Origin of the sequence: Micromonospora sp. NPDC050495 (genome assembly GCF_040655175.1) — a bacterium.
GTDB lineage: Bacteria > Actinomycetota > Actinomycetes > Mycobacteriales > Micromonosporaceae > Micromonospora.
Map to the genome: position 1 here is coordinate 231,092 of NZ_JBFAJK010000003.1, position 13,219 is coordinate 244,310.

12 protein-coding genes and 1 riboswitch are annotated in these 13,219 nt (G+C 76.7%); of the genes, 5 read left to right on the forward strand and 7 right to left on the reverse strand.

Features of this window, described 5'->3' with window-relative positions; translation table 11 throughout:
* The first annotated feature begins 8 nt into the window (after positions 1 to 8).
* The 4 genes from AB0I11_RS06225 to AB0I11_RS06240 all read left to right on the forward strand — a co-directional run bounded on the left by AB0I11_RS06225 (position 9) and on the right by AB0I11_RS06240 (position 5,208).
* Positions 9 to 848 (forward strand): ABC transporter ATP-binding protein, encoded by an 840-nt coding sequence (locus AB0I11_RS06225; protein ID WP_357314241.1) that lies wholly within the window; start codon positions 9 to 11, stop codon positions 846 to 848.
* Between the two features lie 2 nt (positions 849 to 850).
* On the forward strand, positions 851 to 1,801 hold the full coding sequence (locus AB0I11_RS06230; protein ID WP_357314466.1) for an LLM class F420-dependent oxidoreductase: 951 nt from the start codon (positions 851 to 853) through the stop codon (positions 1,799 to 1,801).
* Positions 1,798 to 2,100, forward strand: a complete 303-nt coding sequence (locus AB0I11_RS06235) for a cupin (protein ID WP_357314243.1) — start codon at positions 1,798 to 1,800, stop codon at positions 2,098 to 2,100. Before AB0I11_RS06230 ends, AB0I11_RS06235 begins: the two co-directional genes overlap by 4 nt.
* A gap of 72 nt (positions 2,101 to 2,172) precedes the next feature.
* Complete coding sequence (locus tag AB0I11_RS06240; RefSeq protein WP_357314244.1) at positions 2,173 to 5,208, forward strand: hypothetical protein; 3,036 nt, start codon at positions 2,173 to 2,175, stop codon at positions 5,206 to 5,208.
* Between the two features lie 93 nt (positions 5,209 to 5,301).
* Here the strand turns inward: AB0I11_RS06240 and thiC are convergent, their stop codons facing one another.
* The 7 genes from thiC to thiE form a co-directional block, all read right to left on the reverse strand.
* On the reverse strand, positions 5,302 to 6,894 hold the full coding sequence (gene thiC / locus AB0I11_RS06245) for a phosphomethylpyrimidine synthase ThiC (protein WP_357314246.1): 1,593 nt from the start codon (positions 6,892 to 6,894) through the stop codon (positions 5,302 to 5,304).
* A 17-nt stretch (positions 6,895 to 6,911) separates the two neighbouring features.
* Positions 6,912 to 7,700 carry a bifunctional hydroxymethylpyrimidine kinase/phosphomethylpyrimidine kinase gene (thiD, locus tag AB0I11_RS06250; RefSeq protein ID WP_357314248.1) on the reverse strand — a complete coding sequence of 263 codons (789 nt, stop codon included), beginning with the start codon at positions 7,698 to 7,700 and terminating at the stop codon, positions 6,912 to 6,914.
* The gene (locus AB0I11_RS06255; protein ID WP_357314468.1) at positions 7,697 to 8,314 is read right to left on the reverse strand and encodes a thiamine phosphate synthase; all 618 of its coding nucleotides are present in this window, start codon (positions 8,312 to 8,314) and stop codon (positions 7,697 to 7,699) included. The genes thiD and AB0I11_RS06255 overlap by 4 nt, the downstream gene beginning before the upstream one ends.
* A 101-nt stretch (positions 8,315 to 8,415) precedes the next feature.
* Complete coding sequence (locus tag AB0I11_RS06260) at positions 8,416 to 9,195, reverse strand: thiazole synthase (protein WP_357314251.1); 780 nt, start codon at positions 9,193 to 9,195, stop codon at positions 8,416 to 8,418.
* Positions 9,192 to 9,392, reverse strand: coding sequence for a sulfur carrier protein ThiS (thiS, locus tag AB0I11_RS06265; protein WP_357314253.1), 201 nt, complete (start codon positions 9,390 to 9,392; stop codon positions 9,192 to 9,194). Before thiS ends, AB0I11_RS06260 begins: the two co-directional genes overlap by 4 nt.
* The gene (thiO, locus tag AB0I11_RS06270; RefSeq protein ID WP_357314255.1) at positions 9,383 to 10,549 is read right to left on the reverse strand and encodes a glycine oxidase ThiO; all 1,167 of its coding nucleotides are present in this window, start codon (positions 10,547 to 10,549) and stop codon (positions 9,383 to 9,385) included. The genes thiS and thiO overlap by 10 nt, the downstream gene beginning before the upstream one ends.
* A complete protein-coding gene (thiE, locus tag AB0I11_RS06275) occupies positions 10,543 to 11,169 on the reverse strand; it encodes a thiamine phosphate synthase (protein WP_357314258.1) in 627 nt (208 codons plus the stop codon). Before thiE ends, thiO begins: the two co-directional genes overlap by 7 nt.
* A riboswitch (TPP riboswitch) is annotated at positions 11,164 to 11,274 on the reverse strand. It overlaps the preceding gene by 6 nt.
* A 120-nt stretch (positions 11,275 to 11,394) precedes the next feature.
* Between thiE and AB0I11_RS06280 the strand changes: the two genes are divergently transcribed.
* Positions 11,395 to 12,309: a DUF559 domain-containing protein gene (locus AB0I11_RS06280; protein WP_357314261.1), complete on the forward strand. Its 915-nt coding sequence runs from the start codon at positions 11,395 to 11,397 to the stop codon at positions 12,307 to 12,309.
* The last annotated feature ends 910 nt before the right edge of the window (positions 12,310 to 13,219 follow it).

The window sequence follows — 13,219 nt, forward strand, 5'->3', positions numbered from 1 at the left end:
GGCGGGAGATGATCCGACTGTCCGGGGTGTCCCGCACCTTCGACGGCCGCTCGGGGCGGGTGGAGGCGCTGCGCGACATCGACCTCGACGTCGCCGAGGGTGAGTTCGTCGCCGTGGTCGGCCGCTCAGGGTGCGGCAAGTCCACCCTGCTGCGCATGATCGCCGGCCTGCTGCCGGTGACCGCCGGCGAGATCACCGTGGCCGGTACGCCGATCACCCGGCCCCGCCGGGACATCGCCATGCTGTTCCAGCGGCCCGCCCTGCTGCCCTGGCGCTCCGTGCTGGACAACGTCCTGCTGCCGGTGGAGATCTTCGGCTGGCGCCGGGCCAAGCACCGGGACCGGGCCCGCCAACTGCTGGAGATGACCGGGCTGGGCGGGTTCGAGAAGCGCCTGCCGCACGAGCTCTCCGGCGGCATGCAGCAGCGGGTCTCGCTCTGCCGGTCGCTGATCGGCGAGCCCCGGGTGATGTTGATGGACGAGCCCTTCTCGGCGCTCGACGCGCTCACCCGCGAGGAACTCTCCGGCGAACTCCAGCGGGTGCACATGGAGACGAAGGCGACCATCGTCTTCGTCACCCACTCGATCGACGAGGCGGTGCTGCTCGCCGACCGGGTCGTCGTGCTCAGCCCGCGTCCCGGCCGGATCCGCGAGGTGGTCGAGGTCAAGGTGCCCCGGCCGCGCACGCTGGGCCGCAACGCGCACCTGGCCGAGGTGGCCCGGATCAGCGCCGAGCTGCACGAACTGCTGATGGAACGGGACGGGCCGACCGGGCCCGCTCCGGCCGGCCCGGTCGAGCCGGCCGACGGGACCGGGACACCGACGGCCGCCGGCGCGGGAGGGCAGTGAGCATGCGGGTGACGGTCTTCACCGAGCCGCACCGGGGCGCCAGCTACGACGACCAGCTCCGGTTCGCCCGGCGGGTCGAGGAGACGGGCTTCGACGGCTTCTTCCGGGCCGATCACTACCAGGCGATGGGCGACGAGCCGGGGCTGCCCGGCCCCACCGACGCCTGGCTGACCCTGGCCGCGCTGGCCCGGGAGACCTCCCGGATCCGGCTCGGCACCCTGGTCACCTCGGCCACCTTCCGGCCGCCCGGGCCGCTCGCGGTGATGGTCGCGCAGGTCGACCAGATGAGCGGCGGCCGGGTCGAGCTGGGCATCGGCGCCGGCTGGTACGAGCGGGAGCACACCGCGTACGGCATCCCCTTCCCCGGGGTCGCCGAGCGGTTCGACCGCCTCGCCGAGCAGCTCGAGGTCATCACCGGGCTCTGGCGCACCCCGACCGGCGAGACGTACAGCTTCAAGGGCGAGCACTACCAACTCGTGGACGCGCCCGCGCTGCCCAAGCCGGTGCAGCGCCCCGGCCCGCCGGTGATCGTCGGCGGTCGCGGCCCACGCCGCACCCCCGACCTGGCCGCCCGGTACGCCGACGAGTTCAACATGCCGTTCAAGACCGTCGCCGAGACGGCCGCCGCCTACCAGCGGGTCCGCGAGGCGTGCGAGCGCACCGGGCGGGCCGCCAGCGGTCGGCCGCCGCTGGTGCTCTCCGCCGGGGTGGTGGTGGCCATCGGGCGTACCGACGCCGAGGCGCAGCGCCGGGCCGCGCCGCTGCACGTCAAGAGCGCCCTGCCGCCGGAGGACCCGGTGGTCGGCTCCCCCGCCCAGCTCGTCGACCGGCTCGGCGAGTTCGCCGCGATCGGCGCCAGCCGGGTGCACCTGCGCCTGATCGACTTCGCCGACCTCGACCACCTGGAGCTCATCGCCGCCGAGGTCCTCCCCCAACTGGACGGACCGCGATGACCGGCACCCACACCGAGCTCGGCCCGGTGGGCCAGGAGATCGTGTACGAGAACGACCGGGTCCGGGTCTGGCACATCCGCCTCGAGCCGGGCGAGCGGCAGCCGCTGCACCGGCACGACCACCCGTACCTGGTGGTGGCGATCCAGGGCGCGAAGAACGTGGTGCAGACGGTCGACGGCACCACGATCGACGCCGATGAGCCGACCGGCGGCGTGGTCTACCGCGACCCGGGCGCCGTGCACATGCTGACCAACGTCGGCGACACCACCTACCTGGCCCGGTTGGTCGAGCTGAAGTAACGACGCCGACACCAGCGCGCCAGGTGGCCTCCTTGGTGGCGATCGGGGGCACCGGGCCGTAACGTGCCCGACATGGCCTTTCGGACGTGGGGCAGGCTGCTGCTCACGGCGCTCGGCGTGAGCATGCTGGCCGGAGCCGGCCAGCTCGGCATCGCGTACGGCTTCGGCGTCGTACGCCTCGACGGCGCGTTCGCCGACGGCACGGTCAACCGGTGGCCCGCCCAGCTCGCCTGGGTCGGCTGGTTCGCGGCGATCGCCGCGGTGGCGGGCGCGGTGGTGACCGAACGCCTCGCCCGCCGGGACGGTTCCCCGGCCGGCGGCACCGCCGAACAGCTCGCCATCGCCGGCGTCGCGGCGCTGGGCGCGACCGTGGTCGCACCGCTCTGCATGCAGCCGGCCCGCGCCGCCGAGCTCGACGGCACCGTCGACCCGGTCTGGGCGGTCGGCATCTGCGCCGTCCTCGGGGCGCTGATCGGGGCGGGCGCGGCCATCGCCGTCCTGCTCAGGCCCGCGTTCGGGTGGAGCATCGCGCTGACCGCCGGGCTCGTCTGGGTGCTCGCGTTGATCTCCGCCGCGCCGACGGTCGCGTCGGCCGGGCCGCTGCGCACCGTACGCCTCGGGGTCCTCGAACCATCCTGGCTGGACGCCGCGGCGGCGCAGCGCCTCGCCATGCTGGTCCTGCCCGCGCTGTCCCTACTGGCCGGCGCGGCGATCGGTGCGCTGGCCCGGCGGCACGGCCACCTGCCGCTGATCAGTGGCGCGGCCGGGGCGGCCGGGCCGATCCTGCTGGCCTTCGCCTACCTGACCGCCGGGCCCGGCGACGCCGCCGACCGGTACCAGCTCGCCCCCTACTACGGCGCGCTCATCGCGGTCGCCGCCGGCGCGCTCGGCTCGACCGCCGCCACGGTGCTGCGCCGGCCCGCGCCGGCCGCCGACGGCGACGCGATCGCGCCCACCGACATCCTCCAGCCGCTCCCGGCCGCGCCGGCCGGCGCGCCGCTCGCCGCACCAGGCGGCTCAGCTCTCGCCGCTCCGGCCGGCGCCGACCTGGGCACGGCCGCCCACCCGGGTACGGCCACCGAACCGGGTCGCGCCGGCCGGGCCGACGGCTCGCCCACTCCCGCGCACTGGGACTGGCCGGAGGCGCCCGGCCTCACCCCCGCCGGCCGGAGCACGCCCCGGCAGACCCTCGCGGACCGCGCCGCCGTTCCGGCCGCTCCCGGCGTACCGGACGGGACGGGCGCGGACCGGCCGCCGACCCTGGTCGAAGCGGCGGGGCCGGCCCCGACGGGCGAGACGGCCGCCGCGGATTCGGCCGCCGCGGCCGGCACGGCTCCTTCGACCGGCACGGCTCCCCCGACCGGCACGGCTCCCCCGACCGGCACGGCTTCCCCGGCCGGCACGGAGTCGGCACCCGCGGGCGGGTTCCCGAGCGACGCGGGCGACCGCCACCTCGACGACCTGGCCCGGAACCTGCCGGGCTCCGGGCTGCCGCCGCCGGCCCGGCGGACCTCCGCGATCGACGTGCTCGCTGCCGGCCGCCCGGCCGCGCGATCCGGTCCGGAGCCGGCCGCCCCCAGCCAGGCCCCGGCGTCGTCCCTCGCCGCGGCACCGCCGACCGCGGATGCCGCGGCACCGCCGACCGCCGATGCGCCGGAACCGGTGCCGGCCGGGCCGGACCCGGCGGCCGGGGCGCGACCGCTCGCCCCGGCGGCCCCGACCTCGCCGGCCGACGAGCGACCGCAGCACCCGGACCCGCTACCGCACCACGCCGCCGCGCCCGAACGACCGCAGCACACCGACCCGACCGGGCGACCGCAGCAGCAGGCGGACGCCCCCGAGCGACCACAGCGCACGGCCGCCACCCAGCTACCGCAGCACACCGGCCCGGCCGGGCGGGACGTCGATCCGGCCCGCCGCGCCGAGCCGACCGCTGCGGCCGACGGCCCGGGTGACGCCGTGCTGACCACGGCGCCGACCAGCACCGCCGCGGGACGGCCCTCGGACGACGAAGCCGCCCCGGCGGAGGGCACGACGAAGCCCGCGCGCGGCGGGCGCGCCCGGCGGGGCCGCAAGCCGGCGTCGGCCGCCGGCGGACCGTCGGCGGCGGCCGTGCCCGTCGCCGGAACCGACCGGCCGGCGACCCCACCCGCGGCCGCCACCGACCCGGGCCGCGCGGAGCAGGACCGCACAACCGTCACCGCCCCGGGCCACGGGGACCACGACCAGACCCGGCCCACCGCGCAGGCGGACCACGACCGGACAGCCGCCGCTGCCGCCACGGACCACGAGCGGACACCGGCCGCCGGCCGCGCGGACCACGACCGGACTCCCGCCGCTGGCGACACGGACCACGAGCGGACTCCCGCCGCTGGCCGCGCGGACCACGAGCGGACTCCCGCCGCTGGCCGCGCGGACCACGAGCGGACACCGGTCGCCGGCGGCGGCCCGGGCGCTCAGGAGGTGGAGCAGCCCGGTCGCCGCTTCTTCTTCGACGAGCCGGCCGGCGGCGAGGGTCCGCCCGCGTCGCCCCGGCCACGCTTCCCGATCTTCGAGGACGTGACGGACCGACCGGGCGAGGTCCGGCCGGCGTGGCCGATCGCGCCCGCGCCCGCGCCGGGCTGGTCGGCCGCCCCGCGCGGCACCACCACCCCCGGCCCGGCCGGTGTCCCGGAGGCCGGACCGGCCGGCGAGCCCGACCCGGCGTCCGCACCACGCCCCCGGCACCGGGCGCTGCCGGACCTGCGCGCGTCCAACTGGGAGGCCCTCGCCAACGCCCGGCCCGCCCCGGCGGCGGAGCCCGGTGGCCGGCACGCCGATCCGCCGCCGGCCGGCCCGGAGCCCGGACCGGTCGAGCCGGCCGAGGGCGCCGGGACGGCTGAGCCGACCGAGGCGGTCGAGGAGACGGCAGGCGGGAAAACCAAGTCCCGCCGGGGACTGTTCCGGCGTAACCGGGGCAAGGCGGCCGAGCCGGTGGAGGCCGACCGCGAGGCGGAGCCGCTGCCGGCCCAGGACGAGGAGTTCGTCGACTGGGTCGCCGGCCTCGCCTCCGACGACAACGCCGACGACGCCCGTTCGCTGCGTACCGGCCGGCACCACCGCGACTGACCCGTTGGGTGGGTACCGGGCCGACCAGCGGCCCGGTACCACCCGACCCGCCCGGCCCCCGTGCAGCGGTCCGGCCGGTGGTCCGGCCAGCGGTCAGGCCAGTGGCAGGTAGACCCGCCCGCCGGCGTTGAGGAACTCCTCGGACTTGTCCCGCATGCCGCGCGCCGCGTACTCCTTCAGCTCCTGGGTGATCTTCATGGAGCAGAACTTCGGCCCGCACATCGAGCAGAAGTGCGCGGTCTTCGCCGGCTCGGCGGGCAGCGTGGCGTCGTGGTACGACCGGGCGGTCTCCGGGTCGAGCGAGAGGTTGAACTGGTCCTCCCAGCGGAACTCGAACCGGGCCTTGGAGAGCGCGTCGTCCCAGGCCTGCGCCCCGGGGTGCCCCTTGGCCAGGTCGGCCGCGTGCGCGGCGATCTTGTACGCGATCACGCCCGCCTTCACGTCGTCCCGGTCCGGCAGCCCGAGGTGTTCCTTCGGGGTGACGTAGCAGAGCATGGCGGTGCCGAACATGCCGATCATCGCGGCGCCGATGGCCGAGGTGATGTGGTCGTACGCGGGCGCGATGTCGGTGGTCAGCGGCCCGAGCGTGTAGAACGGCGCCTCGTGGCACCACTCCTGCTGGCGGTCCACGTTCTCCTTGATCTTGTGCATCGGCACGTGCCCCGGACCCTCGATCATCACCTGGACGTCGTGGGCCCAGGCGACCTTCGTCAGCTCACCGAGCGTGCGTAGCTCGGCGAACTGCGCCGCGTCGTTGGCGTCCGCGATGGAGCCAGGACGCAGCCCGTCGCCGAGGGAGAACGTCACGTCGTACTTCGCGAGCAGCGCACACAGCTCCTCGAAGTTGGTGTAGAGGAAGTTCTCCTCGTGGTGCGCCAGGCACCAGGCCGCCATGATCGAGCCGCCCCGGGACACGATCCCGGTGACCCGGTCCACGGCCAGCGGCACGTACGGCAGCAGCACCCCGGCGTGCACGGTCATGTAGTCGACGCCCTGCTCGGCCTGCTCGATCACGGTGTCCCGGAACACCGCCCAGCTCAGCTGCACCGGGTCGCCGCCGACCTTCTCCAGCGCCTGGTAGATCGGTACCGTGCCGATCGGCACCGGCGAGTTGCGCACGATCGCCTCGCGGGTCTCGTGGATCCGCTTGCCGGTGGAGAGGTCCATCACGGTGTCCGCGCCCCACCGGGTGGCCCAGGTCAGCTTCTCCACCTCCTCGGCGACCGACGAGCTGACCGCCGAGGTGCCGATGTTGGCGTTCACCTTGACCAGGAACGCCCGCCCGATGATCGCCGGCTCGCACTCCGGGTGGTTGACGTTGAGCGGCAGCACCGCCCGCCCGGCGGCGATCTCGTCCCGGACGAACTCCGGCGCGACACCCTCCCGGATCGCCACGAACTCCATCTCCGGGGTGACGATCCCGGCCCGGGCGTAGCCGAGCTGCGTCGGGCGCTTCCCGTCGACGCCGGCCAGCGGGGTGCCCGCGCCCCGCACGGGGGCGACGTCGCCCCGGGCGGCGATCCACGGCCCGCGCAGCGGTGGCAGCCCGACCGCCGGGTCCGAGCCCGGGCCCGAGGTGTCGTAGAGCCGCACCGGGGGGTTGTCCCCGGCCAGTTCCACCTCGGCGAACGGCACCCGGAGGTCCGGCCGCGACCCCTCCACGTAGACCTTGCGTCGTGCCTGCATGACAGCCTCCCTGTCGCTCATGCGGACCAGCCGAAGTGGTCCAGCGGGCCGCGTCCCGCGCCCAGCGCCCAGTCGCGCGCGCCGGTCAGCGCGCGGGTCACGTACTCCTTCGCGGCGGCGACCGCGACCGGCACCGGATCGCCCGCCGCCAGCCGGACCGCGATCGCCGCCGAAAACGAGCAGCCGGTGCCGTGGTTGTGCCGGGTCGCCACCCGGGGCGCGCGCAGCAGCGTGGTCCGGCCCGCGCCGGCCAGCACGTCCACCGACTCGCCGCCGGCGTCCACGTCACCGCCGGTCACCACCACGTGCGCCGGGCCCGCGGCCGCCAGCGTCTCGGCCGCCGCGACCATCTCCTCGACCGTGGTCACCGGGCGTCCGGTGAGGGCCGCGGCCTCCGCGCGGTTCGGCGTCGCCACCTCGGCGTACGGCAGCAGCCGCTCGACCGCCTCCACCACGCCGAGCCGGTGTCCACTGGTGGCGACCAGCACCGGGTCGACGACCAGCCGGGGCAGCCGCCCGGCCCGCGCCGCCTCGGCCACCGCGCCGGCGACCGCCGGGCTGCCGAGCATGCCGGTCTTCACCGCCCGGACGTCGAAGTCGCCGAGCACGCTGTCGAGCTGGTCGCGCACGGTCTGCGGGGGCAGCGGCAGGACGGCGTCCACGCCCCGGGTGTTCTGGGCGGTGACGGCGGTGAGCACGCTGGTGCCGTACGCGCCGAGGGCGGCGAAGACCTTGAGATCGGCCTGGATGCCGGCGCCGCCGCCGGAGTCGGATCCGGCGATGGTGAGGACTGTCCTCGGGGTCACGTCGCTCCCTGGGCTGTGGTGGTGGGTCGCGGCCGGTCGTGGGCCGCCGCGCTGAGGGTGGCGGCGGCCGCGGTGGGCCGCTCGGCGCGCATGATCGCGCCGAGCACGGCGACCCCGCTGGCGCCGGCCGCGACGCACGCCCGGACCTGGTCCGGGGTCTCGATGCCGCCCAGGGCGAGCACCGGTACCGGGCTGACCCGGATCAGCTCGCGCAGCCCGGCCGGGTGCAGGGGTGGGCCGTAGCCGGGTTTCGTCCTCGTCGGGAAGACCGGCGACAGGGTCACGTAGTTCTCCGCGCTGAGTCGGGCCAGCTCGGTGGTGTCGTGGCAGGAGCGGCCGACCAGGCCGACGGGCGGCGGCGGGTACGGGCCGGCGGCGGGCAGGTGCACGGCGTCGCCGCCGAGCGGGTCCGGGCCGGCGACGATCAGCCGGCCGCCGGCCTCGGTGAGGATCGCGCGCAGGTCGCCGGCGAGGGCGGCCCGCTCGGCCCGCGGCAGGTCCTTGTCCCGCAGCACCACCCAGCGCACTCCCCCGGCCACGGCCGCCTCGACGACCTCGGCCAGGGGTCGCCGGGCCATCCGCCGGTCGGTCAGCAGCAGCACTCCCGACGGCAGCTCGCGAGCGCCCGACGAGATCGTGGCGGACGGGGGCCCCGCCGGCCGTACCCGGCCGGCGGGGCTGCCCGTCGCGCGGACGGCGATGCCGGGCGACGCCGTCACAGCTCGGGCCGTCCGTCGTCGGGGGTGGAGGCCAGGGCGTGGAAACGACGGGGGATCCGCCCGGCCCCGTACGCCAGCCGCCCGGCCCGCACGGCGTGCCGCATCGCGGTGGCCATCGCCACCGGGTCGGCGGCCCGGGTCACCGCGCTGGCCAGCAGCACCCCGTCACAGCCCAGCTCCATGGCGAGCGCCGCGTCGGAGGCGGTGCCGATGCCGGCGTCGAGGATCACCGGCACGGCCACGGCCTGCCGGATCAGCCGGATGTGGTGCGGGTTGCCCACCCCCAGCCCGGAGCCGATCGGCGCCCCCGCCGGCATCACCGCCGCGCAGCCCACGTCGGCCAGCCGCCGGGCCAGCACCGGATCGTCCGACGTGTACGGCAGCACGGTGAACCCGTCCGCCACCAGCTCCTCGGCGGCGCGCAGCAGCTCCACCCCGTCCGGCAGCAGCGTGCGCTCGTCCCCGATGACCTCGAGTTTCACCCAGTCGGTCTCGAACGCGTCGCGGGCCAGCCGGGCCACCTTCACCGCCTCGGCCGCGGTGTGGCAGCCCGCCGTGTTCGGCAGCAGCCGTACCCCGCACCGCTCCAGCAGGTCGAGCAGGCCACCGGCGCTGCCCGGCGCGGTGTCGACCCGGCGCAGCGCCAGCGTGACCAGTTCCGTGCCGGAGGCCCGGATCGCCTGCTCCAGCACGTGCAGGTTGGCCGCGCCGCCGGTGCCGAGGACGAGCCGGGAGCCGAAGGTGACCCCGCCGATCTCCAGGGGCATGCCGCTCACCCGCCCTGCGCGGCGCTGAGCACCTCGACCCGGTCACCGTCGCGCAGCACCGTGGCCGGCCAGCCGCCGCGGGGCACCACCTCGCCGTTGACCGCGACCGCGAGGCCACGCTCCTGGGTGGTGACCGCGCGGACCAGCTCGGCGACGGTGACGCCGCCCGGCAGGTCCCGCCCAGCGCCGTTGACGATCAGTCGCACGTCTCCTCCTCGCTGTCGGATGGGGTCCGGACCGGTCCGGACCGGCCGGCGAACCGGGCCGCGCCGAAGGGCGCGAGCAGCGGGTCCGGCTCGCCGGTGACGACCAGCTCGGCGACCAGGTCGGCGGTGACCGGGGTGAGCACGATGCCGTGCCGGTGGTGCCCGGCGGCGACGAGCACGCCGGGGCGGCCGGGCAGCGCCCCGATGATCGGCGCGTTGTCCGGCGTGCCGGGCCGCCACCCGGCCGCCGCCTCCACCAGCTCGTACTCGGCCAGTTCGGGGACCAGGTCGACGGCGGCGCGGAGCAGCCGCAGCACCGCCCCCGCGGTCACCACGGTGTCGGCGCGCTCCTCGACGGTCGCCCCGACCACCACCTCGCCGCTGTCCCGGGGCACCAGGTAGACCGGCTCGCCGTCGGCGTACCCCCGGATCACGTGCCGGAAGCCGGGCGGACCGCCACCGGGCGCGCGGAGCCGGAGCACCTGCCCCTTCACCGGCCGGACCGGAAGGCCGGTGAGCGCCGCCGCGCCGCAGCCGGCCGCCACCACGACGACCCGGGCGGCCAGCTCGGACAGCGCGCCGACCGCCGCCGGTCGCAGCACCGCGCCGGCCCGCTCGGCCGCCGTCCGCAGCGCGGCGACCAGCCGGCGCGGGTCGACCTGGTGGTCGCCGGGCGCGAGCGCCCCGCCGCGCACCCGGGGCGCCAGCGCCGGCTCGCGGTCCCGCAGCTCCGAGGGGCGCAGCGGCCTGATCGGCAGGCCCAGGCCCCGCTGGTACGACCAGAGCCGGCTCGCCTCGGCCAGGTCGTCGGCGGTGAGCCCGACCACCAGGGTGCCGTCGGTGCGGTACCCGACGTCGGCGTCGGCGGCCCCGGCCAGCTCGGCGGCGAAGCCGGGCCAACGGGCGGCGGACTCGGTGAGCAGCCCAGTCAGCTCCCGCTCCCCGAAGTACGCCTCGGCGACCGGCGCCAGCATCCCGGCGGCCACCCGCGACGCGCCGGAGCCCGGCGCCGGGTCGTGCACGCTCACCCGCAGCCCGCGCTGCGCGCACCGCCACGCGATCGCCAGCCCCACCGGCCCCGCCCCGACCACCGCCACGTCGGCCGCGACGGTGCCCCGGCCGACGTCGCCGGTGCTGCCCGCGCCCCCGCTCAGCACGTCAACGCCCGGAGCAGCTCGGCCGTCGCCCCGGCCGGATCCGCCGCGGCCGACAGCGCCCCGACCACCGCCACCCCGTACGCCCCGGCGGCCCGCAGCGCCGGCACCGACGCGGCGGTCACCCCGCCGATCGCGATCACCGGCACGCCCACGGCCCCGGCGACCGCGCGGATCCCCGCGGGGCCGATCGGGTCGGGCAGCCCGGACTTGGTCGTGGTGGCGTAGCACGGCCCCACGCCGAGGTAGCTGGCCCCGGCGGCGACCGCCGCGGCGGCGCTGAGCGGCTCCCGGGCCGTCGCGCCGAGCACGGCGGCGGCACCGAGCACCCGGCGGGCGGCGGGCACCGGCAGATCGTCCGCGCCCACGTGCCCGCCGTCGGCGGCCACCGCCAGCGCCACGTGCAGCCGGTCGTTGACCAGGCAGGTCGCCCCGTACGGCCGGCACAGCCCGGCCACCCGCCGGGCCAGCTCGTACGTCTCCCGGTCGGTGGCGTCGTCGGCCACCCGGACCTGGACCACCAGTTCGGCGCCGGCCACCGGCAGCGCGGCCCGCAGCACGCCGAGGGGGTCCCGACCGGGCCGGGTGTCGGTGATCAGATGCAGTCGCCCCAGGGACGGCACGGCAACACTCCTCCCTGCGCCGGCATTACCCGGATCAGGTTCAACGGTCGGGGGCTGTCAGCCCCCCTCTCAGCCCGGTCCGCACCGGGCTCCCGTGGGTCACTTGCGGCCTACCGTACGACGTTCCCCCCGATCCGCCAAGGGCCGGTGACACTTTTCCCACCCACCGTCCGGAGTGGAGGGCGGGGACGGCGAGTGACCTTCCGGTCACGTCATGCTGTCCGGATGCCCTCGCCTGCCCGCGTTCCGCGCCGGTTGTCGTTCCTGCCGTTCCGCGGCAGCGTCGCCGTCGCCGAAGGCCAGCTGACCTGGGCGATGGTGCGCGGACCGGCCTGGCGGCGGCTGCTGCCCGACGTCTACGTGCACCGCGACGGCCACCGCCCGGACGACCACCGGATGTGGTGCGAGGCCGTCGCCCTACGCCTGCCGCCCGGCGCCGCCGTCGCCGGGCGCAGCGCCGCGTACCTGTGGGGCGCCGACCTGCTCGACCCGACCGCCCCGGTCACCGTGCTGCTGCCCCGGACGGCCCGGATGCGCCCGCATCCCCGGGTACGCGTCGTCCGCTCGGTGCTGCCGGACAGCGACCGCACCCGGTTCGCCGGGCTACCGGTCACCACGGCCCCACGCACCGCCTTCGACCTCGGCCGGCAGGCCCCCCGCACGGACGCGCTGGTCGCCGTCGACGCGCTGCTGCACCGGCGGGTGGTCAAACTGACCGACCTCCGGGCGTACGCCGCCGCGCGGTCCGGCTGGCCGGGCACCAGGCTGCTCCGGGAGGTGCTGGCGCTCGCGGAGCCGCTGAGCGAATCTCCGATGGAGACCCGGCTCCGGCTGCTCCTGCTCGACGCCGGGCTCGGGCCGCTCGTCGCCCAGCACGACGTGCTCGACGCCCGGGGCCGCTTCGTCGGACGGGTGGACCTCGCCTGGCCGGCCCGCCGCGTCGCGGTCGAGTACGACGGCGACCACCACCGGGAACGCGCCCACTTCCGCCAGGACGTGGCCCGCCTCAACGCGCTCCGGGCGGCCGGCTGGCTGGTCCTCCGCTTCACCGCCGACGACGTGCTCCGCCACCCGCGCGCCACCGTCGCTCTGGTCCGTCAGGCCCTCGCCGAACGTGCCGCCACCCCACGCCACCCCTGACCCTGGCCGCCCGCCTCGCCGCCCGCCTCGCCGCCCGCCTCGTCGCGCGCCCCGCTGAGCGGCACAGCGTCGCCGCCGGTGTCGCGCTGTGCGGCACAGCGTCGCCGCCGGGTGTCGCGCTGTGCGCACCCCGGGCCGCTCGCCGATGACGCCGATCTGGCTGGCAACCGCAGTCAGCGAGTGCGGCAGCCGACCACCAACCACCGACCAAAGCCATCGACCACCGATCACCGATCACCGATCACCGAACGCCGAACGCCGAACGCCGACCACAAGCCATCGATCGCCGACGCAAACCGCCGACCCAACCCGCCGAACGCCGAACACCATGGACATCAAAAGCCCGCTTTGATGTCCACAGCGCTCACACCTCCCGCCTCGCCCGCCGCGTTTTGCGCTCTGCCGCTTCGCGCCCCGCTCCGCTCAGCCACCCGCTCTGCCCAGCCACCCGCTCCGCTCAGCCACCCGCTCTGCCCCGCCACCCGCTCTGCCCAGGGCAGCTCGGTGGCGAGCCGGTCCCGCTCGCACGGGCGTCGGATGCGCGCGTCCCGCACCACGCCGTTCGCGCCCCGCTCAGTTCAGGCATCCGCCCGCTCAGGCATCCCGCCCCACGCCGTGCCCTTGCCCGGCGGCCAACCGAATGTCTCGGTGGAACGCTATGGAGGTCAAAAGCGCTCTTTGACCTCCATAGCGTTCCACCCGCTCCCGTGCCGTTCGGTCGCCGACCCCGCTCAGCGTCCCGTCCCACGCGCCGCCCGGCCCAACGGGCCAACCGGACGCGATCGGTGGATCACCATGGACGTCACAAGCGCACCTTGGCGTCATCAGCGCTCATCCCGCCCCGCCCGGCGCCCCTTTCGGCCGCTCGCAGCACCCACCGGGCCGGCCACCGGAGGCCATCGGTGGAACA

Excerpts from the sequence above, each read along its gene's own strand:
- AB0I11_RS06225 (WP_357314241.1), top strand. The coding sequence starts at position 9 with ATGATCCGACTGTCCGGGGTGTCCCGCACCTTCGACGGCCGCTCGGGG.
- AB0I11_RS06230 (WP_357314466.1), top strand. The coding sequence starts at position 851 with ATGCGGGTGACGGTCTTCACCGAGCCGCACCGGGGCGCCAGCTACGAC.
- AB0I11_RS06235 (WP_357314243.1), top strand. The coding sequence starts at position 1,798 with ATGACCGGCACCCACACCGAGCTCGGCCCGGTGGGCCAGGAGATCGTG.
- AB0I11_RS06240 (WP_357314244.1), top strand. The coding sequence starts at position 2,173 with ATGGCCTTTCGGACGTGGGGCAGGCTGCTGCTCACGGCGCTCGGCGTG.
- thiC (WP_357314246.1), bottom strand. The coding sequence starts at position 6,894 with ATGCAGGCACGACGCAAGGTCTACGTGGAGGGGTCGCGGCCGGACCTC.
- AB0I11_RS06280 (WP_357314261.1), top strand. The coding sequence starts at position 11,395 with ATGCCCTCGCCTGCCCGCGTTCCGCGCCGGTTGTCGTTCCTGCCGTTC.